Annotated in this window: 33 protein-coding genes and 1 pseudogene; 8 read left to right on the forward strand and 26 right to left on the reverse strand. The window is 64.2% G+C overall.

The genetic code is table 11. The features are described from left to right. The 5 genes from ACWHMB_RS17105 to ACWHMB_RS17125 are packed head-to-tail and all read right to left on the reverse strand — an operon-like array spanning position 1 to position 3,672. Positions 1–222: a phage head-tail joining protein gene (locus tag ACWHMB_RS17105; protein ID WP_024541994.1), complete on the reverse strand. Its 222-nt coding sequence runs from the start codon at positions 220–222 to the stop codon at positions 1–3. Further along, entirely contained in the window at positions 222–614 is a 393-nt protein-coding gene (locus tag ACWHMB_RS17110) for a hypothetical protein (RefSeq protein WP_447648632.1), read from the reverse strand. The genes ACWHMB_RS17105 and ACWHMB_RS17110 overlap by 1 nt, the downstream gene beginning before the upstream one ends. Continuing rightward, positions 614–1,105 (reverse strand): hypothetical protein, encoded by a 492-nt coding sequence (locus ACWHMB_RS17115; protein ID WP_447648633.1) that lies wholly within the window; start codon positions 1,103–1,105, stop codon positions 614–616. Before ACWHMB_RS17115 ends, ACWHMB_RS17110 begins: the two co-directional genes overlap by 1 nt. A gap of 30 nt (positions 1,106–1,135) precedes the next feature. After that, on the reverse strand, positions 1,136–3,106 hold the full coding sequence (locus ACWHMB_RS17120) for a phage terminase large subunit family protein (protein WP_447648634.1): 1,971 nt from the start codon (positions 3,104–3,106) through the stop codon (positions 1,136–1,138). Beyond that, positions 3,106–3,672, reverse strand: a complete 567-nt coding sequence (locus tag ACWHMB_RS17125) for a hypothetical protein (protein WP_024973193.1) — start codon at positions 3,670–3,672, stop codon at positions 3,106–3,108. Before ACWHMB_RS17125 ends, ACWHMB_RS17120 begins: the two co-directional genes overlap by 1 nt. A gap of 106 nt (positions 3,673–3,778) precedes the next feature. Between ACWHMB_RS17125 and ACWHMB_RS17130 the strand changes: the two genes are divergently transcribed. From ACWHMB_RS17130 to ACWHMB_RS17140, 3 genes are all read left to right on the forward strand, one after another. Further along, positions 3,779–3,985 (forward strand): DUF6900 domain-containing protein, encoded by a 207-nt coding sequence (locus ACWHMB_RS17130; protein WP_447648635.1) that lies wholly within the window; start codon positions 3,779–3,781, stop codon positions 3,983–3,985. 94 nt (positions 3,986–4,079) lie between these two features. After that, on the forward strand, positions 4,080–4,622 hold the full coding sequence (locus ACWHMB_RS17135) for a DUF3489 domain-containing protein (protein ID WP_447648636.1): 543 nt from the start codon (positions 4,080–4,082) through the stop codon (positions 4,620–4,622). A 97-nt stretch (positions 4,623–4,719) separates the two neighbouring features. Further along, on the forward strand, positions 4,720–5,088 hold the full coding sequence (locus ACWHMB_RS17140; RefSeq protein ID WP_447648637.1) for a hypothetical protein: 369 nt from the start codon (positions 4,720–4,722) through the stop codon (positions 5,086–5,088). On the opposite strand, the gene ACWHMB_RS17145 is transcribed toward ACWHMB_RS17140, so the two are convergent. The 18 genes and pseudogenes from ACWHMB_RS17145 to ACWHMB_RS17230 form a co-directional block, all read right to left on the reverse strand. Further along, on the reverse strand, positions 5,052–6,314 hold the full coding sequence (locus tag ACWHMB_RS17145; protein WP_447648638.1) for a site-specific DNA-methyltransferase: 1,263 nt from the start codon (positions 6,312–6,314) through the stop codon (positions 5,052–5,054). The genes ACWHMB_RS17140 and ACWHMB_RS17145 overlap by 37 nt on opposite strands. Next, entirely contained in the window at positions 6,311–7,642 is a 1,332-nt protein-coding gene (locus ACWHMB_RS17150) for a site-specific DNA-methyltransferase (protein WP_447648695.1), read from the reverse strand. The genes ACWHMB_RS17145 and ACWHMB_RS17150 overlap by 4 nt, the downstream gene beginning before the upstream one ends. Positions 7,643–7,681: 39 nt before the next feature. Next, positions 7,682–8,647, reverse strand: a pseudogene (locus ACWHMB_RS17155) (IS481 family transposase); the annotation flags it as partial. Between the two features lie 507 nt (positions 8,648–9,154). Next, positions 9,155–9,571, reverse strand: a complete 417-nt coding sequence (locus ACWHMB_RS17160) for a DUF6362 family protein (protein WP_447648639.1) — start codon at positions 9,569–9,571, stop codon at positions 9,155–9,157. After that, positions 9,564–9,767 (reverse strand): hypothetical protein, encoded by a 204-nt coding sequence (locus tag ACWHMB_RS17165; RefSeq protein WP_127774828.1) that lies wholly within the window; start codon positions 9,765–9,767, stop codon positions 9,564–9,566. Before ACWHMB_RS17165 ends, ACWHMB_RS17160 begins: the two co-directional genes overlap by 8 nt. 1 nt (position 9,768) lies before the next feature. Further along, positions 9,769–10,245 carry a crossover junction endodeoxyribonuclease RuvC gene (locus ACWHMB_RS17170; RefSeq protein ID WP_447648640.1) on the reverse strand — a complete coding sequence of 159 codons (477 nt, stop codon included), beginning with the start codon at positions 10,243–10,245 and terminating at the stop codon, positions 9,769–9,771. 140 nt (positions 10,246–10,385) lie between these two features. Then, positions 10,386–12,686, reverse strand: a complete 2,301-nt coding sequence (locus tag ACWHMB_RS17175) for a phage/plasmid primase, P4 family (RefSeq protein ID WP_447648641.1) — start codon at positions 12,684–12,686, stop codon at positions 10,386–10,388. After that, positions 12,683–12,928 (reverse strand): hypothetical protein, encoded by a 246-nt coding sequence (locus ACWHMB_RS17180; protein WP_126464038.1) that lies wholly within the window; start codon positions 12,926–12,928, stop codon positions 12,683–12,685. The genes ACWHMB_RS17175 and ACWHMB_RS17180 overlap by 4 nt, the downstream gene beginning before the upstream one ends. Continuing rightward, on the reverse strand, positions 12,925–13,659 hold the full coding sequence (locus tag ACWHMB_RS17185; RefSeq protein WP_447648642.1) for a hypothetical protein: 735 nt from the start codon (positions 13,657–13,659) through the stop codon (positions 12,925–12,927). Before ACWHMB_RS17185 ends, ACWHMB_RS17180 begins: the two co-directional genes overlap by 4 nt. After that, entirely contained in the window at positions 13,656–14,156 is a 501-nt protein-coding gene (locus ACWHMB_RS17190) for a DUF6511 domain-containing protein (protein ID WP_447648643.1), read from the reverse strand. Before ACWHMB_RS17190 ends, ACWHMB_RS17185 begins: the two co-directional genes overlap by 4 nt. Beyond that, on the reverse strand, positions 14,153–15,007 hold the full coding sequence (locus ACWHMB_RS17195; RefSeq protein ID WP_447648644.1) for a P63C domain-containing protein: 855 nt from the start codon (positions 15,005–15,007) through the stop codon (positions 14,153–14,155). Before ACWHMB_RS17195 ends, ACWHMB_RS17190 begins: the two co-directional genes overlap by 4 nt. A gap of 11 nt (positions 15,008–15,018) precedes the next feature. After that, positions 15,019–15,642, reverse strand: a complete 624-nt coding sequence (locus ACWHMB_RS17200) for a hypothetical protein (RefSeq protein ID WP_126461533.1) — start codon at positions 15,640–15,642, stop codon at positions 15,019–15,021. Positions 15,643–15,647: 5 nt separating this feature from the next. Then, positions 15,648–16,496, reverse strand: coding sequence for an ATP-binding protein (locus ACWHMB_RS17205; RefSeq protein ID WP_447648645.1), 849 nt, complete (start codon positions 16,494–16,496; stop codon positions 15,648–15,650). Then, positions 16,493–16,975, reverse strand: a complete 483-nt coding sequence (locus tag ACWHMB_RS17210) for a hypothetical protein (RefSeq protein ID WP_447648646.1) — start codon at positions 16,973–16,975, stop codon at positions 16,493–16,495. The genes ACWHMB_RS17205 and ACWHMB_RS17210 overlap by 4 nt, the downstream gene beginning before the upstream one ends. 11 nt (positions 16,976–16,986) lie before the next feature. Next, a complete protein-coding gene (locus tag ACWHMB_RS17215) occupies positions 16,987–17,250 on the reverse strand; it encodes a helix-turn-helix transcriptional regulator (protein WP_447648647.1) in 264 nt (87 codons plus the stop codon). A 106-nt stretch (positions 17,251–17,356) separates the two neighbouring features. Next, positions 17,357–19,621 (reverse strand): hypothetical protein, encoded by a 2,265-nt coding sequence (locus ACWHMB_RS17220; protein WP_447648648.1) that lies wholly within the window; start codon positions 19,619–19,621, stop codon positions 17,357–17,359. A 66-nt stretch (positions 19,622–19,687) separates the two neighbouring features. After that, entirely contained in the window at positions 19,688–20,209 is a 522-nt protein-coding gene (locus ACWHMB_RS17225; protein WP_447648649.1) for a hypothetical protein, read from the reverse strand. Positions 20,210–20,221: 12 nt separating this feature from the next. Then, positions 20,222–21,343, reverse strand: coding sequence for an XRE family transcriptional regulator (locus ACWHMB_RS17230; RefSeq protein ID WP_218559687.1), 1,122 nt, complete (start codon positions 21,341–21,343; stop codon positions 20,222–20,224). 158 nt (positions 21,344–21,501) lie between these two features. Here ACWHMB_RS17230 and ACWHMB_RS17235 point away from each other — a divergent pair, with 158 nt between their 5' ends. The 5 genes from ACWHMB_RS17235 to ACWHMB_RS17255 are packed head-to-tail and all read left to right on the forward strand — an operon-like array spanning position 21,502 to position 24,365. Then, positions 21,502–21,693, forward strand: coding sequence for a hypothetical protein (locus tag ACWHMB_RS17235; RefSeq protein ID WP_150084160.1), 192 nt, complete (start codon positions 21,502–21,504; stop codon positions 21,691–21,693). Further along, entirely contained in the window at positions 21,693–22,142 is a 450-nt protein-coding gene (locus tag ACWHMB_RS17240) for a DUF2924 domain-containing protein (RefSeq protein ID WP_150084159.1), read from the forward strand. The genes ACWHMB_RS17235 and ACWHMB_RS17240 overlap by 1 nt, the downstream gene beginning before the upstream one ends. Continuing rightward, positions 22,139–23,518 (forward strand): recombinase family protein, encoded by a 1,380-nt coding sequence (locus ACWHMB_RS17245; RefSeq protein WP_447648650.1) that lies wholly within the window; start codon positions 22,139–22,141, stop codon positions 23,516–23,518. The genes ACWHMB_RS17240 and ACWHMB_RS17245 overlap by 4 nt, the downstream gene beginning before the upstream one ends. Further along, positions 23,518–23,880, forward strand: a complete 363-nt coding sequence (locus ACWHMB_RS17250; protein ID WP_447648651.1) for a site-specific recombinase resolvase — start codon at positions 23,518–23,520, stop codon at positions 23,878–23,880. The genes ACWHMB_RS17245 and ACWHMB_RS17250 overlap by 1 nt, the downstream gene beginning before the upstream one ends. A gap of 8 nt (positions 23,881–23,888) precedes the next feature. Beyond that, entirely contained in the window at positions 23,889–24,365 is a 477-nt protein-coding gene (locus ACWHMB_RS17255) for a LacI family transcriptional regulator (RefSeq protein ID WP_447648652.1), read from the forward strand. Here ACWHMB_RS17255 and ACWHMB_RS17260 read toward each other — a convergent pair whose 3' ends face one another. Genes ACWHMB_RS17260 through merT form a run of 3 tightly spaced genes read right to left on the reverse strand, consistent with a single transcriptional unit; the run spans position 24,366 to position 25,252 of the window. Continuing rightward, positions 24,366–24,587: a GDCCVxC domain-containing (seleno)protein gene (locus ACWHMB_RS17260; protein ID WP_045785219.1), complete on the reverse strand. Its 222-nt coding sequence runs from the start codon at positions 24,585–24,587 to the stop codon at positions 24,366–24,368. Beyond that, a complete protein-coding gene (gene merP / locus ACWHMB_RS17265; protein ID WP_045785220.1) occupies positions 24,584–24,868 on the reverse strand; it encodes a mercury resistance system periplasmic binding protein MerP in 285 nt (94 codons plus the stop codon). Before merP ends, ACWHMB_RS17260 begins: the two co-directional genes overlap by 4 nt. 12 nt (positions 24,869–24,880) lie before the next feature. Beyond that, entirely contained in the window at positions 24,881–25,252 is a 372-nt protein-coding gene (gene merT / locus ACWHMB_RS17270) for a mercuric ion transporter MerT (RefSeq protein WP_045785221.1), read from the reverse strand. Position 25,253 lies beyond the last annotated feature (1 nt).

The following is a 25,253-nucleotide window of genomic DNA, read 5'->3' on the forward strand; positions in this document are numbered from 1 at the left end:
TCAGAACCCCTTGCGCGTGGTGACGCGGATCTGTCGTGGCGCACCGGGCAACAGCCCGGTCTCAGCCGCCTGCTGAAGCAGGCCCCGCCTGACTTCGCGGATGGCGGCCATCAATTCGTCGACAGAGCGGTACTCGACCGTCTTGTCGGCAAAGGTCACGCGCCGTTCGCCCTTGGCGAGCGCGGATTCCAAGGCCTGAAGCTGGGTTTCTGTGTAGGCCATCAGCGGTACACCACGAGATTGATTTCGGAGGAGTCGTCGAACGACGTTGCTGTCGTCGCGCAAGAGATGTCGACGTACTGGGCCGTTTTCAGGTCGGAGCTGGCGCGAATGACAGCCACACGCTGCTGGCCGCTGTTGGTGCTGCTCCGCGCGAGCGCCGTCCAGCAGTAGTTCGCATCCGGCATCGCCAGCGCAAAATGCACGCGGTACCGGCCCGCCGCCGTGCGCACGACGCTGGCAACGTTGCGCGCGCTGCCGATCACGATCTGACCGCCCACGTAGCCAAAACTCACCCACACCCGAGCAAGTCCAGGGTGCGTGGCGTCGATCTTGGCCTTGACCTCGAAGCCGATGCGCGCAGCCAGGGCGGCGATGCTGGACGCGAGGCTCATCAGGTCAGCGCCCCGTCGAAGATCACGACGAAGTCGGTGTCGGTGTTGCCGATATCATTGGCCGCGACCGCGCCGATGTTGGTGCGCGCCTGAAGTTGCTCGGCAACGGTCAGGGTTTGCGCCGCGTCGTACCGCACCCGCAGATTGACGGCAGCGAGGAGAGCGTCCAGGCCCGTAGTGCCGTTCTGCAGCAACTGCTGGATCTCCACCAGGGTGTCGTAGGCGGCGTCTGCTCCACCGAGGATGTCGGCCTTGAGCGCGTCGAGCAGCGACACGATCTTGTTCGACGAGTAGGTGGTGGAGGTGGCGATCTGGTTGTCGTCGATGGCGGTTGCGGACAGCACCGCCGCCTTCAGCTCGTTGATCGCCGCGACCAGACTCGACTTGTCAGTGGTGGACAGGCTGGCTAGGTTTCCCGCCGCCGCCCGGACGTCGTTGAACTCCTGGGCGACCCGGATGACCAGGCTCTCGATACGGGTGGCAAGAGTCATGTGTTCTCCTTGGTTTGAAGGCGACGGCCATCAGCGAAGCCAACGGCTTCGGATGACGCGTCGACCGGTATTGCGGGTTCCAGAAGCAGCGAGGCCACCGCTGGGGGTGGCCTCGTTCAATTCGATGTCGTGGATGAGCGGTGGCGCATCCGGTGGGGGCGCTACCCCAAGTTGCCGCTCCAACTCCCGCCAGTGGCGTTCCTCGAAGCGGTCCAGTCCCGCACTGGACGCGGCCGCACGGGCATAGACGTAGCAGTCGAGCGCTTCATTGCGCTCGCGCATCTTTTGCCACTCGCGCACCGGGAAGCCGTTGCGGTCGCGGCGGGTGATCAGTTGCTCGGCGCAGAGCTGCTGGATGAACTCGGCGTCGATCTTTGGCAAATGGACGAACCCAGCCGGAAACACCGGGGTCAACCCGTCCTCGCCCACATCTGCGTTCTTGCGCAGGTTGTTGTAGAACTCCAGCTTGGCGATGCCGACCGCCACCGTGAAAACCTTGATGCCTCGGCGCAGTTTCTTGCCACCCTGCGACACATCGATGGCTGTCGGTGTGCCGATCAGGGCGGCGCCCCCCATCACCCCACTTCGCACGCCCTTGACCGCCATCACGCGCGGATCGTGGCAGGCACGCACGAAGGCATAGGCCTCCTGCGTGGCAAAGCCGGTGTCCAGCGCGAAGCGCGCCAGCGGCATTGCCGCGCCCGAGGCGTGCGTCCACTGCTCGGCGAGCATCGCGGCCAGGGCTTTCCACACCGCGTCGCGGGCGGTGTCACCCATCAGCACGCGGTGCTCGACCAGCCACGATTCCTTGCCGCGCCCGAAGGCCCAGATCGAGGCCTCAATGCGATCCTTCTGGACGTCGGCCGCACCTACCAGCAGCAGGCCGCCCAGCGGCACACTGCCAATGCGGTAATCCTCACGGCGCTCGACCAGCCGTTGCCAGTCGGGTGCTTCACCTTCCTCGACCCAGGTCTCGCCCAGTTCGGTGTTCTTGAAGGTCTTGATCGCGGCGGCCGATCCCGACTCCTTGTTGACGGCGGCTTCCCACGCAGCAGCGATATCACGCCAGGAGCGCCAACCCACCGGGCTGTATAGCGACGACAAGTGAAAGCCTGCCGTCTTGCCCTGCGCCATCGCTTGCCATTCGCCGCGCTCCAGCATCCAGGTCTTGTGGTGCTCGGAAATCGCGGTGTCGCAGGACTCGCAGATGTATGCGGCGGTTTCCGGTTGCCCTTTGTCCCAGCGCAGTTGCTCGAAGCGCAACCATTGCGGGTGGTTGCAGTGCGGGCATGGCACGAAGTAGCGGCGCTGGTCGCTGGCCTCGTACTCGCGCTCGATTGCCGAGGCGCCAGAAATCGTCGGCGTCGACACGATGAAGATCTTGCGCCGGGCAAAAGTGCGTGTGCGCGCCTCGGCCAGCGATATCGCATCGCCTTCGCCCTCGACATCCAGGGGATAGCCATCCACTTCGTCGAGGAACAGGTAGCGCACCGGCATCGAACGCAGCCCCACCGCGCTGTTCGCTCCGGTCATCACCAGCACGCCGCCCCGGAACTCCTTGGCCAGAATGGTGTTGCCCGAATCACGCGAGCGTGCCGGAGCGATCAATTCGGCCAGCGCGGGTGATTCCTCGATCAGCGGGTCGATCCGCTGCCTGGAGTTGCGCTTGGCCATCTCCACCGTCGGCCACACGGCCATCATCGGCCCCGGCGCGTGGTGGATGACATAGCCAATCCAGTTCGACCCCATCTCGGTCGCACCGAGCTGGGCTGCTTTCATGAACACCACACGCTCGACCGGCGAGGTCGGCGACAGGCAATCCATGATGGCCTTGAGGTACGGCGTGCGGCTGGTACGCCAGCGCCCCGGCTCGGCAGACGCCTTGCTGGAGAGCATCCGGTGGCGATCTGACCATTCCGATACCGTGAGCAGCGGGTCAGGGGTAAGCCCGTCGCGCCACGCCCGTTCGATCTCCTGCGCGCCTTCGTAGTCCATCGTCATCAATCCACGCGCGGGCGCAGCTCGCCCAGCTCAATCAGGTGCTCGCGCACGGCAGATTCGAGCGCCACGTGCATCTGGTGCGCGTCGATGCCGAGCGTGGACGCCATCTGGCCGGAGACGCGCGCAGGCCAGTTCAACCACGCATCACGCTCGATGCGCGCGAGCTTGAAAACGTGTGCCACGGCCTGCGCCCGATCCACCAGTTCCTTCTTGCGGTGCGCCAGCTCCAGGTTGTTGAGCTTGGCTTTGAGCACCTCGTTGACCGTGCGCGCTTGCAAGAGCGAGGTGCCACTGGCCGACATCGGCGCTGTGCTGGCGTCGACGGCATCGCGCTGCGTTGCTGCTTCGTCCGTCGCGGCCACGCGCCGCGCTTTCGCAGTGCTGACCTTCTCTGGCGCAGCGGCGCTGCGCGGCTGCAATGTGTTTTGTGCCCACTGGGCGTCCGCCGTGTCCGGATCAATCGTGCCGTCAGGCAGCGGCGTGATTCTTCCGGTGTCGATGGCCTTTTTCACGGCCACGTGCGACACGCCACGGTGGCGCGCGTAGGCGCGAATCGAGAGTCCCATCGTCACCTTCACTCATTTGTTCGTCATATCCGCAGATTGAGCTTGGCTTCCATCGGGAACAGCGCGTTCATCACGTCACGCCAACCAACCCCGAAAGGAAAACGCCATGAGCCAGATCGACACCATCCTCACCCTCATCGCCCAGAAGCATCTCGGCATCGAAACCCTGCAAACCCGCAACGCCGACAGCCTCGACTTCCACGACACGGCGGTGTGGTGCCTCAAGGACGCGCTGGAAGCGGCCTTCAAGGCGGGCGTCGAACTCGGCGCAGCGAGCCCGAAGGCCTCGGAAGCGGAAATCGCCAAGGACTGATCGGAAAGCTGCGAAGCCCCGCGATAAGCGCTTGGCTTCAGTCCCGGACAGCGCGTTCATCACATCGTCATCCACCACCCCGAAGGAGCAGCAAATGACCACCACCAACCTGACCCCGGCCCAACACGCCATCCTGGCCAAGGCCATCAACACCAGCGCAGGCAAGATCGACTGGTTCCCCGACAACATCAAAGGCGGCGCGCGCAAGAAAGTGCTCGACGGGATGTTCAACCGTGCCCTGATCACCACCGACGGCACTGACTGGTTCGTCGCCGCCGAGGGCTACGACGCCCTGGGCATGGCACGCCCCGGGCCCACCACAGCGCCACAGGGCGCGTTGGAAACCACCACCGCAACCTTGGTCGCCGATCCCGAATTGGAGGCCGACGTGGCCGCGTGTGAGGCCCAGTGGGTCAAGGAATCCACGCCGCGTCGCCGGGAGAACAGCAAGCAGGCCGAAGTGATCCGGATGCTGCAACGCCCCGAGGGCGCAACCATCGGCCAGATCTGCGCCGCCACCGGTTGGCAGGCGCACACGGTGCGCGGCACCTTTGCCGGGGCTTTCAAGAAGAAGCTGGGCTTGACCATCGTCTCGGACAAGCCGCAAGGCGGAGAGCGGGTCTACCGCATCGCCTGATCAGAAAGATCGAGAAAGAGGCCAAGCGGCGCTTGGCTTCTCAATCGAACAGCGCGGCACGTTGGGTGTCGCAACGATCAACCCGAAGGAGCCAGAGATGAACACCACCACGCAGATCCCCGCCACCCAGAACGAAGCCTGGGGCTTTTGGGGCACGATGAACGAACACGCCAGCGCGGCTTGGCCCCTGGCGATGACCGCCATCTCGGGCGCCACCAGCCAGCCGCTCGAATCGGTGCGGGCCTTCCTTGACAGCCGCCACGGTCGCCACTTTGCCGACGACGTCCAGAACGGGCTTTACGAGGGCAAGGCCCTGGCGGACGCGATCAACGCCGCCACCCAGCGTTGGATGGGCTGGACGATTGGCCGCCAAACCAGCAAGCAATACGGCATCCCGCGCGGCCTGCCATACCTGACGGGCTTTGTGATTCACTGCGAGATCGTCGAGGAATCGCTGGTCGCCTGATCAAGCAACGCGCCATCCGCCTCGCGGGTGGCCTGCTTCCCGGTGAACTCTTCCCACCGGCGCACGATCACATCCACGTACTTCGGATCGAGTTCGATCAGCCGCGCAACGCGCCCTGACTTTTCCGCTGCGATCAGCGTCGTGCCGGAACCGCCGAAGGGATCGAGCACCACGTTGCCCGGACGGCTCGAATTGCGGATCGCGCGCTCGACCAGTTCCACCGGCTTCATCGTCGGGTGCAGGTCGTTCTTCTGCGGCTTCTTGATGTTCCACACGTCGCCCTGGTCACGGTCGCCGCACCAGTGGCGTGTCGCCCCCTCGGGCCATCCGTAGAGGATCGGCTCGTACTGGCGCTGGTAGTCGGCGCGCCCCAGGGTGAAGGTGTTCTTGGCCCAGATGATGAAGGTCGACCATTTGCCACCGGCAGCACGAAAGGCGGCCTGCAGAACATCCAGTTCGCTGGAGGACATCGCCACGTAGATACCGCCCCGGCAATGGGCGACGGTCGGAGTCAGCGCGGCCAGCAGGAAGTCGTAGAACCCGTCGCCCAGGTTGTCGTTCAGGATCGCGCGATCCTTGCCGCGCATCTTGTCGCGGGCAGAGTTGGCGTAGTTCACGTTGTACGGTGGGTCGGTGAAGACCATGTCCGCCACCGCGCCTTGCATCAGCCGGTCGTAGCTCTCGGCCACGGTCGAGTCGCCGCACAGCAGCCGGTGCTGGCCCATGATCCAGACATCGCCCGGACGCGAGATGGGTGTCTCGCTGACCTCGGGCACCGCATCCTCGTCCGTCTGACCCTCGTTGTCCGGCTCGTCGCCCGCGATCAGTTCGGCCAGAGCGTCGGCGTCGAAGCCGGTGATATCGAGGTCGAACCCTTCGAGTTGCAGGGCTTCCAATTCGATCCGCAACATCGCGTCGTCCCATCCCGCGTTCTCGGCGATGCGGTTGTCCGCGATGACCAGCGCGCGGCGCTGGGTCGGGCTCAAATGGTCGAGCACGACCACTGGCACGATCTCCAGACCGAGTTTCTGTGCGGCGGCCAGCCGACCGTGTCCAGCGACGATGATGCCGTCGCTGCCTGCCAGGATCGGATTGGTGAATCCAAACTCGGCGATGCTGGCGGCGATCTGCGCCACCTGATCTTCGGAATGAGTGCGCGCGTTGCGGGCGTAGGGCAGCAACTTGGCGGTCGGCCACTGCTCGATCTTGTCGGCCAGCCAGTTCATGCCACCACCTCGGCCTCCGGGGTGGTGGCGCGCTCAGCGACGACCTGCTCGAAGGACTGACCGGTGGCGATCAAGGTGACCGGCACGCCGGGGTGGTTCTGCTGGAAGCGCTTGATGGCCACGTCCACGTACTCCGGCGCGATCTCCACGCTTCGGCAGATCCGACCGGTGCGCTCGGCCGCCAGCATCGTCGTGCCGCTGCCGCCGAACGGCTCAAACACGATGTCGCCCGCGTCCGTGTAAGCCTCGATCACGAATTCCGGCAGCGCCACCGGGAACACAGCCGGGTGATCGATGTCCTGACCGATCTTGCCCTTGTGGCGCATCACGCGGATCACAGAGTCGGGGATGCGGGTGTCTTGCGTGGGCAGCCCCTTGTGCGTCCAGCCGCCCACCTCGCCATCCTTGCCGCGCATCGCGGTGGACGACCCGTCGGCGCGCAGGTGGGATTCCTGGCCTGCGTGCTTGCAGGGGACGATCTTGTTCGGCTTGCGGCTCTCCCGGTTGAAGTGGAAAACGAACTCGAAGCTCGGCGCAAAGCGGCCTGCCCAGTCGCCGGGCATCCCCGGCCCCTGATCCCAGACGTACCACGCAAAGCGCCGCCAGCCCTGCTGGCGCATCCAAGATAGCCAACCGTCCCAATACGGGATCACCTCGTTGTCGCGGTGGATCAGGCCCAGGTTGACCAGAACCTGACCGTCGCCTGCCATCGGCAGGTGTGCGAACACGCCACGCATCAGGCCATCCCAATCGGAGATGCCACCCGAGGTGTAGTCGCGCTGGTTGCCGTAGGGCGGCGAGGTGAAGCACAGGCGAGAGAGGTCACCCTGCATCAGCGCAGCGACCACGTTCCGGTCGGTGGCGTCGCCACAAATCAGGCGGTGCGCTCCGATGGCCCAGACATCGCCGGGGCGGGACACCGCCAAGACGGGCGCGTCTGGCACGTCGTCAGCCGCGTCAGACTCGTCGGCTTCAGACTCTGATTCATCATCCGCGACGGCCACCGCGCCGGTGAGCAGTGCCTCGATCTCGGCTTCCTCGAAGCCGGTCAGAGCGAGGTCGTATCCCGCGTCGGACAACTCGGCCAGCTCCAAGGCCAGCATCTCTTCGTCCCAGCCTGCATCCAGTGCCAGCCGGTTGTCGGCAATCACCAGTGCCCGCTTTTGCGCGACGGTCAGGTGGGCCAGTTCGATCACCGGCACCTGATCCAGGCCGAGCTTGCGCGCAGCGGCCAAACGCCCGTGCCCGGCGATGATGCCGTTGTCGCCGTCGACCAGGATCGGATTCGTCCAGCCGTACTCGACGATGCTGGCCGCGATCTTGGCGATCTGGGCATCATGGTGCGTGCGCGGATTGCGGGCGTAGGTGTCGCATCCCGGACGATCATAAGGTCGCTTGTGAAACAGATGCGGGCTCTCCTGATACCACTGCTTCATGGTCTGCATAGGCGTCTTGCTGCCCAGCGCTGACTGCGGCAGTTGGTGGTTGTACAGGGCCACATAACGCAGCAAGGTCTGCTCCATGTCCTCGCGGCTGTTGAACCTGTGCGTCTTGAGCACGTCGGCAATGCGACCGTTGAACCTCTCCACCATGCCATTGGTCCTGGGCGTTCTGGGCTTGGTCAGGCGGTGTTCGATCCCCAACTCGTCGCACAACTGATCGAACTCGTGGTTGCCGCTGGGCTGGCGCTCGCGGCTGGCAAACAGGCGATCGGTGAACTCCTTGCCGTTGTCGGTCAGCAGCTTGTGGATCTTGATCGGGCAGGCCTTGTGCAGTGCCTTCAGGAAGGACTGTGCACTGGCGGCGGTCTTGTTGGCCTTGAGGGCCACGTACACCCAGCGCGTGGCCCGGTCGATGGCCACGAACAGGTAGCGCCGACTGCTCTCATCCTGCATCTGGGGCAGGTACTTCACATCCATGTGCACATAGCCCGGCTCGTAGCTCTTGAAGGCCTTGTGGGCCACGGTAGGCTCCTGGGGCTTGAGGGCATTGAGGTTGCCCGCGCCATGGCGGCGCAGGCACCGATCCAGGCCTGAGCGCGAGACATGGGGGCAAATGAACTCCCGCGTGACAGCCAGCAGGTCATCCAGGGGCAGCAGCAAGGTGCGCCGCAGGTGCACCACCACGCTCTCTTGCGCCGGCGTGAGCACCGTCTGCAGGCGATGGGCCGTGTGCGAGCGATCCCCAAAGACCTGGCGCTTCTTCCACTTGTAGACCGTTTGCTCGGTGATGCCAAAGCGCTGGGCCAGGACACTGGCGGTCTCGTGGCTGGCCGCGATCTCGGCGCGCACGGCCGGTGTCGTGCGGGCGTTCTTGTGCAGGGCTATCAGCATGGCGTGGCACTCCCGGTGGCTTGCAAGGACTCTATCAACTCCCGCAATACGGCTCGGGCCATGAACAGCGGGTAGCGGTTTTCATCTATGCAATCGTCCGGGATGCGACACGTAGGGAATCAGCGCCTCGACCTTGCGGTACTCGACGTTGAGCGTGTTCAAAGTGGAAGTCCCAAAAGCAAAACCCGCCGAGCGTTGCCGCCGGGCGGGTTGGTTGAATGAAGATTCTGGTGGGGTGGTAACTGCGCCTGGGGGTGGTAACCGGAGCCGGTAACCTGGCCGACTGGTAACCTTGTCCGCGACCTGACGCTAAAAAAGCGTCGCGCTCGCGCCCCCCGCATTGGATTCTGGCAAGGAAGGACCCCTTTTGCCTTGGGCCGCTCGCCGAATCGTCACCGCTGTCCAGAAGATAGCTGAAATACTACCCCCGACCGGGGTGATTTGTTGCAGCCTCGGCCAGCGTCAAAAGGGACAAACGCCGGAAACGAAGGACAAACGCGGCAAGCATTACCCGGCTTGGCCTACGATTTTGGAAGGCGCACGGATGCCTTCGCTGTTGAGCTTTTCGGCCACGATCTCCAGCGCCCGCTGCCAGCGACGCCACGCCGTCGTTCGGTCGCAGGCAAAGCGGATCGTGATGTCTCGCCAGCCGTAGCGCTTGGCGCGCATCCACACAAGGTGGCGCTGCTCGATCTCCAGCCACTGCACCCACTTCATCGTCTCCAGCATCCGGTCGATGGCTTCGGGTGTGGGTGGGAACGGTCGATAGACGTGCTCGTCGGCTGCGAACGTCTCCCACTCCTTGCGCACGATGACAGGCCACGTGTTGAAGTAGCCCTGCACACGCACAGGGGGCAGGCGTCGTCCGGTGCTGGCGGCTTCCTCGAAGCGGGCCGCCACATTCTCAATCGTCCACTCAGTCATGACGCGCCCCTCCGTACAAGCGCTCGCCAATGCGACGCACGATCTCTCGCTCGATGAAGTCCAGACGTTCGTCGGACGCGTTGACCACCAGGATGTGCTGATCACGCCAGCCACGTTCCTTGATGGCGTCCAGATCGGTGGCCTGGGGTTGCAGCCGCCCGAGGGGGCAGCGGTACCGCGGTGTGGGAACTTTCACGTCACACCTCCTGGCCGTCGTCGTGATGCTGGATTGCCCAGTGCAGCAGCGCCAGGGCATCGGCCTCGTTGTCGTCGACAGGCGCGTGCCCGCGCGCGGTGACGGAAGCGATCACATCGTCCTTGCCAGCGTTGCCCTTGCCCGTGGCGTGCTTCTTGATCGTGCCGACAGGCACGCCTTGGTACGGGATCTGGTGGTGCTCGCACCACGCCGTGAGCGTGGCAAGGAAACCGCCGTAGGCGTGGGCAGCATCGGTCGAGACGTGGCGACGCACCTCTTCGAAGTGCAGACAGTCGATGCCGTCGCAGGATTGCTTGATCTCGCTGAGCCAGCGTTTGAACCGCAGGAAGCGCATTCCGCCGCCTTCGAAGCGCTGCGGCCGGAAGCTCTCGGAGCCGCTCGTGATGTGGCCGTCACTGCCGCGCAGTGCCCAGCCGGTGGTGGTGCCCAGATCGAGGGCGAGGATGGTCGTGGTCATGGTGTCAGTCCTTATCTGGTGCGGATCTGACGCAGCTGACACTTCGTGACGAAACTCTCCATGAGGCGCGCGCACACGCGCACGCGTAGGAGTTACGACAAACTGCGTCAGCTGCGTCAGACCGCGTGGTTTTCATGGGGTCAGTCGTCCGCGTAGGGGGTGTAGGCAGGGGTCGGCGGGTGCTTGAGACCAATACCCTGGAACCCGCGCACGCCCATCCCGTTGCGCCATTTGTCCAACCCGCGCGTGATGAGCAGATCGGAAAAGCGGCGTTGTGCGCCGACAAACTCGCCAGAGGCTTCAGCCCACTGCTTCCAGTCGTTGAACAGCTCGGCGGTCAGCGACTTGGCGTTGGGCGCGCGCACGCAGCGCTCATCGAGCCAGCGGCCCAGGGCGTCCTCGGCTTCGAAATACTCCTCCGTCGCGTCCACCACGCGCTGCGGTGGAGAGAGTCGCCCGTGGCGCTGCCAGTCGAGACAGCCCTGCACGGCCCACGCGAGGATGCCGTCACGTTCGGCCAGGAGCTTCTGTTGCAGGTTCTTGTCGCGGCGCTCGGGCGGCACGGTGATCGTGAAAGGGATCAGGTGCAGCCTGCGTTTCATCGCCTCGTCGATATTGCGAATTGCGGGCTTGTGGTTGCCCGCCACGAACAACTTGAACTGCGGGAAGAACTCGAAGAAGTCCTGGCGCATGAAGCGCGCCGAGATCTTGTCGCCACCGGTGAGGTTCTTGAGCTTCGACTCGGCCCAGCGTTTTCCCTGTTCGGTTTCGATGGCCGCCACGAAGCGCGCGCCGCGCAGTCCCGCCATATCGGTCGGGTGCCGGTCGGTGCGCGTTTCCATAAAGGTGTCCATCGGCGCATTGGTCGCGTAATCACCCAGGATGGTGGCCAGCGTGTTGACGAACACCGACTTGCCGTTCGCACCTGTGCCGTACAGGAAAAACAGCGCGTGCTCTTGCGTCGATCCGGTCAGCGCGTAGCCGACCATCCGTTGCAGATAGGACTGCAGTTCCTTGTCACCGCCCGTGACCTCGTCGATGAACTGCCTCCAGATCGGGCAGTCGCCACTGGGCGTGGCTGTGGTGATCTTGGTCATCCGGTCGGCGCGCTCGTGCGGGCGCATCCGGCCTGTCTTGAGATCGACCACGCCGCCTGGCGTGTTGAGCAGCCACGGATCTGCATCCCATTCGTCGGTGGTGGCCGCGTGCCTGCGGTCAGCACGCGCCAGGCGTTCCACACCGCCGACCGTTCCTGCGCTGGCCAATTTGGCAGCGACCTTGGGGTTGTCGGCGCGCACAGCCGTCTGGCGGCAGACGCTACGGATCAAGTCCGTGGCCGCCAGCGTGTCCTCGGTGCGCCAGCGTTGCCCGTCCCACACCAGCCACTTTCCCCAGCCAGCCACGTAGCGCCAGTCACGGTGGTAGCGGCGCGTAAAGGACAGCGCCAGCGCGTCCTCCGTACCCCAGACGGATTCGTCGCTGCTGACTACCGGATCGACGTCATCGGCCACGTCGTGCATCTGCAAGCGTGGGCCGTGGGTGAGGAAGGTGGCGACATCGAAGCCCTCGGCGATGGCGTCGGCCACGTCCCAGCCCTCGGCGGCTTCTTCGGGCGGATAGAGGACGTGGCAGGATTTGGCCCCCGCCGACAAGATCGCCTGTGCCGCCTGCGTGGCGTACTCCCAGCCCGGCTTGTCGCGGTCGGGCCAGATCAGCACCGCCTTGCCCGCCAGCGGCGACCAGTCGGTTTTTTCGACCGGAGCGTTCGCGCCGTGCATCGCCGTGGTGGCCACGATGCCCACATCGATCAGGGCCTGCGCGCATTTCTCGCCCTCGACCAGCACCACCTGCGCGGTACTGGTCATCCCTGGCTGGTTGTAGAGCGGACGCGGGTCGGGCGGTGCCATCTTGCGCCGCTTGGCATCCCAGGGCCGGAACTGCTTCTTTTGCCCGGGCGGGTCGTAGCGGTAGACGACGGCGATGAGATGGCCTGCCGCATCGAGGTAGTCCCACTTCGCGGTGGCGGGGCCGAGCTCGTCGACCGGCACGTCCTTCTTGCTGGCCTTGCGCACCGGTGCGGAACGCGAGCGTCCGAGCAGATCGGCAGCGGCGTCGAGCACGCGCGGAAAGTCGTGCAGCACGTCGATGCCGAGGTGCGCACCGATCAGCGCATAAATGTCGCCGCCGTCGCCAGTGGCCCGATCCGTCCACAGCCCTTGCTTGTCGCCATCGAGAACCACTTCGAGGCTGTCGCCGGGACTGCCCAGCACGTCGCCGATCAGGAACTTGCCACGGCGCTTCTTGCCCGCAGGGAACAAAGTGAACAGAACGGATTCAAGTCGTGCGAGCAGGTCGGCACGCAGCTCTTCGCGCTCGGCGTCGCTGAGAGTGCGGCGGTTGTGATCGGGCAGTGGCGCGATGTCGTTGAAGTCGATGGTCATTCGGCCTCCTCACCATCGGCGTCACCGGTGCGCCCTTGCGCGGCGGTGCTGCGGGCTGCCCACGCAGACAGTTCGGATGGTCGATAGCGCACCAGACCGCCCATCAGGTAGTGCGGAATCTTGTACTTGCTGCGCATCTGCGGGTCGGCGAACCAGTAGTACGGCAGGCGCAGTGCGGCAGCGGCCTGCTTGGCGTCGATCATTGGTTCGACATCTCCGATGAATTGCTTGTCGTTGCTCATGTCGTCCTCCAGCAGCGGTCTTGCCACGCGCACATCCGGCATTCGAAGTGGGTCGGATCAACGAAGGCGCGTGGCAGCAGTTCGCCTGCCTCGGTCGCCGTGATGACCTTCACCGCCCGATCCGACATACGCTGGGCCAGCGCCGCGTCAAATGGCACGAGCTCGGTGTAGATCTCCATCGTGTCGGCGTTGAGCGCCGTGAAGATCGCGGGGTGCTCGTGCAGTTCGAGATAGGCTTGGTAAATCGCCACTTGCGCGGCGTAGATGGGCTTGGAGATGGCCAAGCCCTTTTTCTCCAGATCGCTCCAGGACTTGTTGCCCAGGCACTTGCACTCCCAGAGCGCGGGATAGGCGAAGCCCTCAGGGCCTCCAACGACGACGCCGTCGACGTGTCCCTGCAGGCGACCATCGGCCACAGAAAAGCCGAACTGCTCGCCGTCGGCCTTTCGGGTGCGCAAGTCAAAACCTGCGTCCCGCAGCCACGCGACCATGCAGTCCTCCATGACATGGCCACGCTCGAAGATGCGCAGCATCCGGCCCGTGGTGTCCCGCCCGTGGTCGATGGGAGCCTTGGCGTATTCGAACTGCAGCGCGCGCTCGCAGGACACCCCGAGGCGCGAGGCCCCGAGGTACTGGCGCTCAGACTGGCGGGCGCGGGCCTGCTGCAACCCGGCATCGACCAGCGCAGTGATCTGACCCGAAATGCTCGAAGTGGAGTTGAAGTCCATCATGGCTTCTTCCCCTTCGGTTCTTCCCAGGGCAGGTCGTCCTCCAGGTCCGCGAACGGATTGGCGGCATCGGGTGCCAGCGGATCGGGCGCAGGGGTCATCCCCCGCACGGGCGGGTATTTGGTGGCCTCGTGGTGCGCGACCATCGCGTCCGACCAGCAGGTGACGATGGCGTCGATTACCCGCAGGGCCTCGGCTTCGGAGTAATCGCCCAGCGGCTTGGTGAAGCCGATCTCGTCGGCTGCCTCGCCGAAGGCCTTGAGGCAATGACGCATTGCGGCCAGTTCGACATCAGACGGATCAATCATGGCGACCTCCGTCTTGTCGATGCGACCTTCCTTGGCCCGCTGCCAGTTGCCGTACAGCGCGTGAAATGCGTCCTGGCAGCGACGGGAACAGAACACCCAGTCGATGGGATAGCGCCGGGGATCGCCCACACCGTGGCGGTTGTCGGTGTGGCCGTAGCCCCGGGCCTGTCGTTTGCAGACCCAGCATTTCACGCCCCCTCCTCGAGTTCATCGAGCAGCAGGCCCAACTGCAGGGCAGCGCCAGCAAAGGCGGCCTCGCAGCGGCGCTTGAAGTCGGGATAGCTCTGCGAGCTGCGCGCAATCGCCGTGACCGCGTGAATCTGCGATTCCAGATGCGCGAGTCCCTGATCGGACAGCCACTGGTGGTGCTTCTGCGAGATGCCCTTGCGATTGCGGATCTCGCCCAGCAAGTCCTCTGGCAGCACCGGCCCGTAGACCCAGCGCAGCGTGATCTGGCCGACGACGTGCGGAGGGTTCTGGTCGTGGCCCTGGTACTTCCAGCCGAACAACCGATAGATGGCGCGGTAGTAGTCCGGGTGGAAGCGGCGCTCCCACGATGCGCAGGACTGGCGCAGCAACTTGGAGATCAGCTCCTGCAGCGCATCCGGTGCGCGGTGGTGCTGGTAGCCAGTGGCCTCGTCGATCAGCGCGACCTCGCCGGTGGTGGCAAGAGCGCGCATGATCGTCAGGCAGTTACCGACGATGCCCTGGCGTGCGCGGTGCAGCGTGCCTGCAATGGCTGCGTCCACCACGGAGGTGGCCACGTCCGCGATGATGCCTGCAGGGAAGAACTGGGTCTGGCGTCCCGATGGCAGCAAAATCGGCCCGGATGATTTCTCCAATAGAGACAATGAGTTAGGTGCAATGCCAGCCAGAAATCGGGCGAAACGGCCACCCTTGTGCGACTCGTGGAAACCGAGGAGCTTGGCCAGTTCCTTGCGGACGTAGCCGCGCTCGCCGGTGGTGAGTACGACCGCCTCGCAGTCGAGATCGCCGAAATGCACGACGCCGTAATGGCTGGCAGTGAGCATGGATGCGTTCATGGCCACCTCCCTCACTGTGCCCACGACGGTTTGCCCGTCACGGGTGCGCGTTGCGGAGCCGGTGCTTGGTACGCGGGTGCTGCCTGCGCCGGAGCGCCGGAAGTGCCGCCGCCGGAAGCCTTGGTCGGCACACCCATCAACTTGGCGTAGTCGGGGTGGTCGGGTTCGATTGCGACCTTGACCACGTTGCGATCCTGGCCCTTGCCATCCTTCTCGATGTCCACGCGGGCCAGGAACTCCAGACCATCCAGTTCGTGGAAACCCTGGATGCGGCGGGCAGCAGCAGCCTGGGGGCTGTTGTCCTGCGGATGAACGTTGCGGGCACTGTTGAGCGCCGCGCGAATGAAGCTGCGCCCCATTTGGCCCCAGGTCGGCCCCTTCTTGGAGTGCAGGCCAATGTTCGACCACATCTTGCGTTTGGCGTGCTCACCAGCGGTGACCACGAATTCGGCGGCGAGGTAGATCGAGCCGGTCTCGAAAGACTCGGTGGCGTAGCCGCCGCCCCAGCCCTGCGACGGGTCGTCATAGCCACCGGGCTTGAGGGTCATGCGCACCGGGACAACGGTGCCCTTGGGGATCAGATCAAAGCCGGATTGCTGGGCGTCGGCATCGTTGAAGTCATTCCATGCGGTCATTGCAATTACTCCTGAGATTCGATGTGTGCGGGGGTGGCGGCGCTGGCAGGCGCGGCGGAGGCGCCTGCGCACTTGGCGATCAGCGCGCCGAGATGCGGCGGCTCCAGCAGGTCGAGGCGACCGCTGCGGTCTTTGGCCGGAAAGCCGTAGGGATTGACGGTGTGGGTGACGAAGGCGCGGTAGGTGCTGCCGTCCTCGGCCTTGATCTCGGCCAGCGTCACGACCTCATCGACGATGCCGATGAGCGCGCCGACGGTTTGCTTGCCCTCGATCTGAGGCACAAACACATTGCGGTTGTAGTCATCGAGCTTTTCGTCGAGGATCGACACGAACACCACGTTCTTGCCGCGTGCGTGCTGCAAGTGGGTCAATGCGCTGATCATTTCCTGGCCGAGCAGGCCATAGGCCGCGCGCAGGTCAGGCTTGCCGGAGCGGTCGCTGACGGCACCCGGCTGCGTCTTGCACCACGCGAAACACTGGCGGGACAGCTGGGTGATCGAATCGAGAAAGAAGGTCTGGTAGCGGTCGAGTTGCGCCGGGTCTCCAAACTTCTCGATGACGTGGTCGTAGTGCGCCTGCGAGAAGGCGCTCTCAGGCGGCAGCGACTTGTCCGGGCCCGCGAGGAACACGAAGAAGTCGCGGCTCTCCGGCCACGAAGCCGGGCGGATGGTGTCGCCCGGCCAGTCGGCCACCGCCAAGTCACCGGCCTCGATGTCGAGGAACAGCGTGGTGGCCGGGTCAAGATCCTTGAGCCGGGTGGTCTTGCCGATGCCGGATTTGCCGAGCATCAGCAGCTTCACGCCCTTGCGCTCGGCCATCCGCTCGACGGCGGACACGATGGGGAGCTTTTTCATGCGGCACCCCCATCGAGCGTCAGAGTGATGCTCGGCTTGCCTTCCTCGACCGTGCGCGCGGCGGCGAACTGCTCCTGCAGCGCGGTGGGCCAGTTGGTGTAGCGGGACTCGGGCACCGACAACTTGATGTCGATGTAGTCCTCGACCTTGTCGCCCGAGGCGACGATGCGCTCGGCCATTTCCTTGAGGATGGTCTGGCTCCAAGTCACCTTTTTGGGGAGCTCGTACTTGACGTGCAGTGCGCCGTCGTTGACGTGGGCGGTGCCGAAGTCGCGGCCGGAGTCACGCAGTGCGGTACGGGCCTGCTCGCCGTAACGCTGGAGCTTGGCGGCGTCCAGCTTGGCGCGCAGTGGCTTGAGAAACGCGATGGCCTCGTCGACATTGCGTTCGGCAGCGACGAAATCGTTGATCGGCAGCGCCACCAGCTGGGCGGTGCTCATCGCAGCGAGGTCGGCGGGAAAGATGGTCAGATCGCTCATGGCCGTTCTCCTCACTGGTACGCGCGAGTGAAGGTCGAGTGCCGCGACACGCGACGCTCGAAGGCTTCGACTTCGGAGATCAGGTAGGTGACGCGGGCACCGAGCTTGCAGAAGACCGGGCCGAGCTGTTCCTGCCGCCAGCGGCGCAGGGTCTTGACGGAAAGCCCCCAGCGGATGGCCAGTTCGTTTTCGTCAAGGGCGATGCGCGTGGCACCGTCCGGTTTGGGCCGGTTGGGATACCGGCTGGATTGAATGGAAGGGACTTCGTTTTGCATGAGGAGCACTCCTTTCGTTGGGGTGCTCCTACTTTCTTGCCGCAAGGCTTGCGATATTTCGCAGCCTTCACGCAGAAATCGCGCGGAAATTACAAGGGCGTGTCCCTCAAGCCATTTCGGATTCCGCTGGCTGGTCGCCAGTGGCTTGCGAGGAGCCCAGATAGTCGGGCGTGCCGATGTTCAGTTCCCAAACTCGGGGTTTGGCATTGCCATCTGCGCCACGGAAATACGTCTGCCATTCCGGTGCGCCTCGGAACAGTTCGGCCATCGTGCGAAATGAAACGCCCGACGCAGACTCGATCTGAGCCTTTGACCACTTGCGCCGCCCGGATGTCCAGCCATTGACGAACACCTCGACCACATCGAGCCACTCCTTCTTGGTCAGCGTCCACGGATCGGGCCACGGCCCGTGCAGCGTGCCGCTGCGTGCGTCGTCCTTGATCAAACGCGGCGTGTCGATCACGGACGCTTCGGATTGCCGACGACGAATCTCAGCATCGACCGGCGCGAGATCAATCGACACCTTCCCGTTGACGTCCTTGGCGAGCGCGTCCAGTGAGACAACGATGCCGGGCCCAAGGTAGCGGCGCGGCTGGCCCGCCGTCGTCGACAACACGATGGTGAGGCCGAGATTCGACTGCCGCAGCTTTGTGTCGAGTTTGTCTGCGTGCTTGGGCTCCCACAGCCGGGACACCAGCGCGACCGGAATGCGCTGATCGCCCATCCGGTAGTTGCCGAGCACATAGGGCTCCTCTTCGTCCACGGTCAACGGCATGTCGACCAGTTGGGGACGGAGCAGCTCGTCGAGACGCTCACGCAGGTAGCCCTTGCTGATGTCGTATCGGCAAAGGTCGCCTTCAGCCAGGTCGAAGCGTTCGCCGGTGACGTCATCAACTGCCGATGTGCTGGTGCTGTTGAACATGACCTTCAGTCGGCGGAACCCCTGCTGGCCGTCGGCATCCTCAACGGGGACGGTGATGTAGTCGCCCGGAGCCTTCTGCTTGAGCAGACCCTTGCTCACCAGATCGGTGGCGGTCAGACCAAGCGCTGTCAGCAGGTGTCCATCCGCCTCGTGGCCCGCAAGATCGAGCAACTTCATCTCGGCTCGGAACAGAGCAAGGTCGGCACCGACCTTCGCCGGTTCGACTCGCTTCATCACGCCCAGCGAAGTCAGGATGTCTTCACCGCATTGGCGCAGGCGTGGATCAGGCAGATTCAGCAGATTGCACGAGCCCCGGTGATCGACCGTGATGTCCAGCGCGCGCGAATCCTGCTCGCCGTCGAAACGGATCGAGAACGAGAGCTTCACCTCGATCACGGAACGGCAGCTGGACAAGGGGTTGTGGTCGCCGAAATGCCTGTCGGACACGCTCCAGACGCTGTCGCTGTTCGCCATCGCAAAAGTGACGCTGTGCCGTGTATGCCCGAGGGTCACGGTGATCGACGAAATCCATGCGTCCAGGATCACCGCACCCTTGGCGGTTGCGGTGCGCAGGTTGACCGAGCTCTTGAACATACCCAGCTCGTAGCTGATGGCCCCGACGGGCTGCTTCGAGAGCGGTTTGTCGAAGCCGACGGCGACGAAGCGATCCGCGAGGCGTTGCGCCGTGCCGCGCTTGTCCGAGAGCACATGCACCTTGTTCGCTGCCGGGTCGTACACCAGCGTCGCTTCCAGTGCGGGTGTGAAGACCAGGAGATCACGGCGACGATCCTTCATCTGCCGCAGCAGCTTCATCTTCCCGGGGTGATAGACGACCAGATAGTGCATGCGTCGCTTGGCGTCCGCATCGCCTTCGTCCATCTCGAAGTGAATCAGCTCGCAGTTCTGCTTGGCCTCGTCGTCCAGCTCGAGGATTTCGCCCACGCCTTCGTGCAGCTTCTTCTCGACTTCCGGCGTCCACTGGAAGTCACGCCCGTCGCCATCGCGCACCGTGAACCCCAGGAACTTCTTGTGCCCGTGGAAATGGTGGGTCAGGTAGATGGTCTCGATCTGGTCGAAAACGCGCGACGCCTTGACGTGCAACCAGATCAGCCGGGTCATCGCATCCGCCGACTTGTCGAAGCTGGCGATCTCCGCGTGCTGCTCGAACTCCAGTTCCCGATAGGCGTGCTCCAGCATCTCCTCGGTACGGAATCGGACGAGCTGGAGAAGTCGCACGGCCTCCTGATCGGCAATGGTGATGTCCTCGCGCCTGATCTTGAGGATGTGCTCGCGCAGCGCCGCGCGCGCCTGATCATCAGGCAGAGACGCATCGATGCCGCCGAGCATGGCGAACTTGTCGACCTGCGCCAGAAGCTGGAGCGCGGTGACGGTTGCCGACTCGATCAGTTCGGCGATGTGCTTGTTGTTCTTGTGAGACTTCTGGGCCACTCGATGCTCCTTGGATTGATGCTGAGTGGCCTCCCTTGGGTCGGCACCGTCAGCGCGGCTCGACATTCACGGGATGATTCCCAACATGATCTTGGTCTTGATGCTGGACAGCCAGTCCTCGCGGTACTGCAAGGCCAAGGCGTCGAGGTTGACGCGACCGACGCCAGCCTTTCGGGCGAGGTCTTCCAGCGAGGTCATGCTGTTGAGCCAGCCCAGTCCATTCGATGCCACCAGGGCCGCCTTGTCGGCAGTGGTCACGACGATGACGTTGCTGGGCAGGAGCTTGCTGGCATGCAGCCACGCGAACAGGTGTTTTTCGCCGTCGTCCAGCGTCATGCAGCCAGGCTGGCTGGTGACCAACGCGGCCAGTTCCTTGCGAGTGACGGGATACCGGGCGGTGAGGCCCGCGTGCAGTTCAGCGGGCGCAACCGCCACATGGCGAGGATCGGTGGGGTCGCCGGTCAGCGTTTCCTCGACGCATTTCTCGACCGTTTCGACGGCGTAGTGCGTTGTGATGGCTGTCCAGCACCGTGAGCGAAATGCTTCGAGGATGACGTTCGTGTCAGCGAATACGCGCACTTGAGGCATACGGTATTCACCTCAAAGCTCGAACGGAGCGGGCAGGTCGTACTGGCCGAACAGTTCGGTCAGTCCGCCAAGGCCAATGCCGATGGCTTTGGCGGCCTTGCGCGCCGAAAGCCGCCCGTTCTCCAGCGCCTCGTGAAGCATCTTCACGAAGGACGCAGAGAACCGCTTGGGTGGCCCGGACACAGAGGGCCGCTGCTTCTCTTGAGAGAGGCTTTGCCGAGTGTCGTCACCGATGAGCTTGAGGTTGAACAGCCGCCACGCCAGCGCCACGGGCGCGACCCGCAGCAAGGCCGCGACCTCGCACAGATGCGCGATGTCGTTGACGCGTTCCTTGTCGATGAGTTTGTCGAGCGAGGCGCGCGGCATCAGCAGCGCAGCCGCGAAGCTGTTGGCTAGCTGCTCGACGCGTTTGCCCTTGGTGCGCTCCTCGAAGGAGTTCGACTCCCGATGCTCGGGCTTCATCGCATCCCACGTCAGCGCGTGGAAAAGTTCGTGGGCGAGATCGAAGAAGCGCCGAGCCTCGCTTTCGTTGCGGTTGATGAGGATGACGCCCATCTCCTCCAGATGGCAGGTCGCACCGGAGATCGACTTGCCGTCTGCAGTCTCGACCGTGTCCACGAACAGCACCGGAATGTCCAGTTCGCGCTCGACCTTGTCGATCAGGGTCTCGGCAGGAATGACGCCCAGGTCGAGCTCTGCTGCCAGGCTTTCCGCGCGCTCCTGCGCATCCTCGTAGGACGACTGGGTGGACAGGCGCAGGGCGCGCTTGAGCACGCTGGCCCGGCTGTCGCGCTGTTCGCGCAGCCAGCGCAGCAGCCCGATCCATTGGCCAGCCTTCAGTTCGAAGCCGTCCAGGCTGTCCTCCGACACGCCGGGATCGGCTCGCCAGTTGAATTGCGCCTCGCCCGCGACGGCGAAGGGGTCGATGAAGAACTCGATGTCCCGATCCAGCAGATCGGTCAGGGCGAGCATCTCCTCCGCCCGCAGCGTGCGCTTTCCGTTTTCGATGTCGGAAACCGACTGGCGGTCGTTCAGGCCGAGGCCTTCGGTGAGCTGATCCTGCGTCCAGCCCTTGGCCTCGCGCGCCGCCTTCACGCGGAAGCCGATCAGCTTGTGCGAGGTCTTGTCGAGCATGGGTTGGCACCTCCGGAAAACGTCATTTTACGCTTGCGAAAGCCTGTGCGCAAGAAAGTCTTGCGAAATAAAAAAAGCAATGTAATTGCCCTACATTGCCATCCGCTTCGGAAGATCAGGCTCACTATCCCTGACGGTTGCTATTCCCCGGAGCCGTCATGAAGAACCTCGAACTCGCATCTCCCACGGAGATGAGCGCCAGCGCCCGTGCTGGCGAAATCGCCGCCATCCTTGCGGCCGCCATCGTCCGCACCCTCGTCGCGGATGAGCCAAAACAGAGAGCAGTTGGCCTTGGCTTCCTGCCCGACCAGCGCGTTCATACAACCCCCTATCAAGAGGAGAAGTTGTGATGAACGAGAAACAAGCATCTGTCGCCGCGCGGATCGCGGAACTGGCGTGCCTGCCGATGTCCGAGCTCTGGACGGTCTGGGATCGGTATTTCCCGCGCCGCCCGGACTACCCCAACCGCACCCACGTCGAGTCCCGGATCGCCTACAAGCTACAGGAGGAGGCCTTTGGTGGCCTCGCGCCCGCAACCCGCCAGCGTCTGGAAGCCATCGGCGCAAAACACTCCAAGATCAAGCTGCGGGCCAAGCCGCGCGAGTTCGATTTCGCGCCGGGCACGATCCTGCTGCGCGAATGGGGCGAGCGCGAACACCGGGTGACAGTCACCGCCGAGGGGCTGTTCGAGTACCAGGGGCGCAATTTCAAGAGCTTGACGGCGGTGGCCCGCCACATCACCGGCGCGCACTGGTCTGGGCCGCTGTTCTTTGGCCTGAGCAAGGGAGGTGCGCGATGAGCGAGATTGCCGCTACCCGCGCCCGCAAGCGCTGCGCCGTCTACTGCCGGGTGTCCTCGGATGAACGGCTTGACCAGGAGTTCAACTCCATCGACGCGCAGAAGGAGGCCGGCCACGCCTACGTCGCCAGCCAGCGATCCGAGGGGTGGATTCCGGTGGCCGACGACTACGACGACCCCGGCTTCTCTGGCGGCAACACGGATCGGCCGGGGCTGAAACGCCTGATGGCGGATATCGAGCGCGGCCAGATCGACATCGTGGTGGTCTACAAGATCGACCGCCTGACGCGCAGCTTGGCCGACTTCTCCAAGATGGTCGAAGTGTTCGAACGCCACGGGGTGTCCTTTGTGTCGGTCACCCAGCAGTTCAACACCACCACCTCGATGGGTCGGCTGATGCTCAACGTCCTGCTGTCCTTCGCCCAGTTTGAGCGTGAGGTCACCGGCGAGCGCATCCGCGACAAGATCGCCGCCGCCAAGCGCAAGGGGATGTGGATGGGCGGCGTCCCGCCCCTCGGTTACGACGTCGACAACCGCCTGCTGGTCATCAACGAGGCCGAGGCGGCAGTGGTGCGTCGCATCTTCGAGGAGATGCTGACCATTGGTTCCCCAACCCAGATCGCCGTCAATCTGACTGCCGACGGCATCACAACCAAGGCCTGGACGACGCAGGAGGGCCAGACCCGCAGCGGCACGCGCATCGACAAGAAGTACCTGCACAAGCTGCTGCGCAACCGCATCTACCTGGGGGAGTTGTCGCACAAAGGAAACTGGTACCCCGGCGCTCACCCGCCGATCATCGGCCAGGAGCTTTGGGACAAGGTTCACGCGGTGCTGGCCAGGGATGGGCACACCCGGTCGGTGGAAACCAAGATCCGGTCGCGCACCGACGCTTTGCTGCGCGGCCTGCTGTACGCCCCCTCGGGCGAACGGATGTACCCGACCTACTCGCGCAAGAACGGGCGCAAGTACCACTACTACGTGTCCAAGTCGGAAAGCCGGTTCGGAGCACCCGGCAAGAGCTACGAGCGCTTACCTGCGCCGGAGATTGAGGCTGCAGTGGTGGCTCAGATCCGCACCGTGCTGACCAGCCCGGAATCCATCGCATCGGTGGTGCGCCATATCCAGCGCAATGGCGCTCAGATCGACGAGGCCACCACGGTAATGGCGATGGGACGGCTCAACGACGTCTGGGATCAACTGTTCCCGGTCGAGCGCCATCGCATCGCCAACCTGATGATCGAGCGCATCGACCTCGTCCACGTCGGCGAAGTGCAAGGCATCAAGGTGAAGTGGCGGGAACTGGGCTGGGACGCCCTGATCGGCGAGTTCGCCCCAAGGGGCATCGGCGCGGAACTGGTGGAGGTCGAAGCCTGATGGACGACACACTGGAAACCTTCGTGCCCCTGCAATTCAAACGGAAGAAGGGAAAGTTGCTGGTCGATGGGCGGGAATCCGCGCACGACGTCCACATCATCGAGGCTGTCGCCCGCGCAACGTACTGGAACGCCCTGCTCGACTCAGGAGCCTTCAAGAGCGTGGTCGAAATCGCCCGGCTCGAGGGCTTGATGCCGACGACGGTCGGCCGATTGCTGCGCTTGGCCCGGCTTGCCCCGGACGTCATCGAGCAGTTGATGGTGGGCTGCCAGCCTCGGCAGCTCACATTGCTGTGGCTGATGCGAAACGACATTCCGGCACTCTGGCCAGAGCAGCGCCAGCTATTTGAGCGTTTCAGGTAGGAGAGATGATGTCCAAGAAGCACTACGGCAAGCAAACCGGACGCCCCATCACTCACGAGCTTCCAACACCGGCAGGCGGCGTGCGACTGGAAACCTTTGTGCCCTGGACGCTGGTGAAGCGGGGGCTGAAGAAGCAGGTCATCACGCCGCTGGACGCGCCGCAGGAGTTTCTGGACGAGGCCCTCCGTGAGCGGCAGGTGCGTGAGATGGCGCAGGACACCCCTTTGCTGCGGGCGCTCGGCCTCGCGCACCACTGGCAAAGGCTGATGGACGAAGGACGCTTCGCATCGATCACTGAGATCGCCGAAGCTGAAGGTCTCGATCTGGGTCGTGCCAGCCGGATCGCCCGATTGGCGCAGTTGGCACCCAGCATCGTTGAAGCCTGCGCAATCGGCGCGGCTGCGGGCGTGACACTGGAAAGCGTCAGCCGTCGTGCCATTCCCCAACGGTGGGACGAGCAGCGTGAACGACTGCGCCTAGCGTGATCAGCTGCCGCAGCAACGGTCCTTGCCACGCTCCTGTATCGGCGGACAAGGCACTGTGCCGTAGGAGCAATACACGCAGCAGTCACCCGGCTTGGGCTTGAGCACGGAGTGACACTGCTCGCACTCGTAGAACCACTGGCAGGCGTCCGTGGGCATCGTCTCGGCCTTGGCGTGGCCGCACTCGGGACAGGTCAGCGTCGATTCCAGGATCACCACCGTCACTTGGCGGCTCCCACCACGGTCGAGGGATAACCCGCGTCCTTGGTGGCGCGTGTGAGGGCCTCGACATTCGCCTTCGCATCATCGAATGTCACCCTGGCCTCGCGTCGATCCAGGTTCACGTCGATCTTGCTGACGCCGGAGACCTTCGTCAGCGCTTTCTTGACCGTGATCGGGCAGGTGGCGCAGTTCATGCCCGGCACGGACAGCGTGACGCTCTGGGTGGCAGCCCAGAGGGGCGAGGTCATCGCTGCCAACGCGGCCAGGGCGACGAGTTTTTTCATGGCAGTTTCCTTTCAGTAGAACCAGGGCGCGATCAGCGGGAATGCGAGTGCAGCGATAACCAGCGCCACCACGATCCAGAACAAGGCCTTGTAGCTGCGGTTGACCTGCGGCAGCGCGCAGACCTGCCCAGGCTCACAGGCTGCAACGGGGCGCCAGATGCGCCTGTACGCGAAAAACAGTGCCACGAGCGCCGCACCGATGAAGTAGGGTTGATACGGTTCGAGCAGAGTCAGGTTACTGATCCACGCGCCGGAGACACCCAGCGTGATCAGCACCAATGGGCCGAGACAGCAGGTGGACGCGAGGATGGCCGCCAGACCGCCGGTCAACAGCGCACCACGCCCACCGCTGGGTCGAGGTTCGGTTGGGGAATCTGCATTCATG

The sequence above is a fragment of the Ottowia pentelensis genome, assembly GCF_964341695.1.

Excerpts from the sequence above, each read along its gene's own strand:
- ACWHMB_RS17105 (WP_024541994.1), bottom strand. The coding sequence starts at position 222 with ATGGCCTACACAGAAACCCAGCTTCAGGCCTTGGAATCCGCGCTCGCC.
- ACWHMB_RS17110 (WP_447648632.1), bottom strand. The coding sequence starts at position 614 with ATGAGCCTCGCGTCCAGCATCGCCGCCCTGGCTGCGCGCATCGGCTTC.
- ACWHMB_RS17115 (WP_447648633.1), bottom strand. The coding sequence starts at position 1,105 with ATGACTCTTGCCACCCGTATCGAGAGCCTGGTCATCCGGGTCGCCCAG.
- ACWHMB_RS17120 (WP_447648634.1), bottom strand. The coding sequence starts at position 3,106 with ATGACGATGGACTACGAAGGCGCGCAGGAGATCGAACGGGCGTGGCGC.
- ACWHMB_RS17125 (WP_024973193.1), bottom strand. The coding sequence starts at position 3,672 with ATGGGACTCTCGATTCGCGCCTACGCGCGCCACCGTGGCGTGTCGCAC.
- ACWHMB_RS17130 (WP_447648635.1), top strand. The coding sequence starts at position 3,779 with ATGAGCCAGATCGACACCATCCTCACCCTCATCGCCCAGAAGCATCTC.
- ACWHMB_RS17135 (WP_447648636.1), top strand. The coding sequence starts at position 4,080 with ATGACCACCACCAACCTGACCCCGGCCCAACACGCCATCCTGGCCAAG.
- ACWHMB_RS17140 (WP_447648637.1), top strand. The coding sequence starts at position 4,720 with ATGAACACCACCACGCAGATCCCCGCCACCCAGAACGAAGCCTGGGGC.
- ACWHMB_RS17145 (WP_447648638.1), bottom strand. The coding sequence starts at position 6,314 with ATGAACTGGCTGGCCGACAAGATCGAGCAGTGGCCGACCGCCAAGTTG.
- ACWHMB_RS17160 (WP_447648639.1), bottom strand. The coding sequence starts at position 9,571 with ATGACTGAGTGGACGATTGAGAATGTGGCGGCCCGCTTCGAGGAAGCC.
- ACWHMB_RS17170 (WP_447648640.1), bottom strand. The coding sequence starts at position 10,245 with ATGACCACGACCATCCTCGCCCTCGATCTGGGCACCACCACCGGCTGG.
- ACWHMB_RS17175 (WP_447648641.1), bottom strand. The coding sequence starts at position 12,686 with ATGACCATCGACTTCAACGACATCGCGCCACTGCCCGATCACAACCGC.
- ACWHMB_RS17180 (WP_126464038.1), bottom strand. The coding sequence starts at position 12,928 with ATGAGCAACGACAAGCAATTCATCGGAGATGTCGAACCAATGATCGAC.
- ACWHMB_RS17185 (WP_447648642.1), bottom strand. The coding sequence starts at position 13,659 with ATGATGGACTTCAACTCCACTTCGAGCATTTCGGGTCAGATCACTGCG.
- ACWHMB_RS17195 (WP_447648644.1), bottom strand. The coding sequence starts at position 15,007 with ATGAACGCATCCATGCTCACTGCCAGCCATTACGGCGTCGTGCATTTC.
- ACWHMB_RS17200 (WP_126461533.1), bottom strand. The coding sequence starts at position 15,642 with ATGACCGCATGGAATGACTTCAACGATGCCGACGCCCAGCAATCCGGC.
- ACWHMB_RS17205 (WP_447648645.1), bottom strand. The coding sequence starts at position 16,496 with ATGAAAAAGCTCCCCATCGTGTCCGCCGTCGAGCGGATGGCCGAGCGC.
- ACWHMB_RS17210 (WP_447648646.1), bottom strand. The coding sequence starts at position 16,975 with ATGAGCGATCTGACCATCTTTCCCGCCGACCTCGCTGCGATGAGCACC.
- ACWHMB_RS17215 (WP_447648647.1), bottom strand. The coding sequence starts at position 17,250 with ATGCAAAACGAAGTCCCTTCCATTCAATCCAGCCGGTATCCCAACCGG.
- ACWHMB_RS17225 (WP_447648649.1), bottom strand. The coding sequence starts at position 20,209 with ATGCCTCAAGTGCGCGTATTCGCTGACACGAACGTCATCCTCGAAGCA.
- ACWHMB_RS17230 (WP_218559687.1), bottom strand. The coding sequence starts at position 21,343 with ATGCTCGACAAGACCTCGCACAAGCTGATCGGCTTCCGCGTGAAGGCG.
- ACWHMB_RS17235 (WP_150084160.1), top strand. The coding sequence starts at position 21,502 with ATGAAGAACCTCGAACTCGCATCTCCCACGGAGATGAGCGCCAGCGCC.
- ACWHMB_RS17240 (WP_150084159.1), top strand. The coding sequence starts at position 21,693 with ATGAACGAGAAACAAGCATCTGTCGCCGCGCGGATCGCGGAACTGGCG.
- ACWHMB_RS17245 (WP_447648650.1), top strand. The coding sequence starts at position 22,139 with ATGAGCGAGATTGCCGCTACCCGCGCCCGCAAGCGCTGCGCCGTCTAC.
- ACWHMB_RS17250 (WP_447648651.1), top strand. The coding sequence starts at position 23,518 with ATGGACGACACACTGGAAACCTTCGTGCCCCTGCAATTCAAACGGAAG.
- ACWHMB_RS17255 (WP_447648652.1), top strand. The coding sequence starts at position 23,889 with ATGTCCAAGAAGCACTACGGCAAGCAAACCGGACGCCCCATCACTCAC.
- merP (WP_045785220.1), bottom strand. The coding sequence starts at position 24,868 with ATGAAAAAACTCGTCGCCCTGGCCGCGTTGGCAGCGATGACCTCGCCC.
- merT (WP_045785221.1), bottom strand. The coding sequence starts at position 25,252 with ATGAATGCAGATTCCCCAACCGAACCTCGACCCAGCGGTGGGCGTGGT.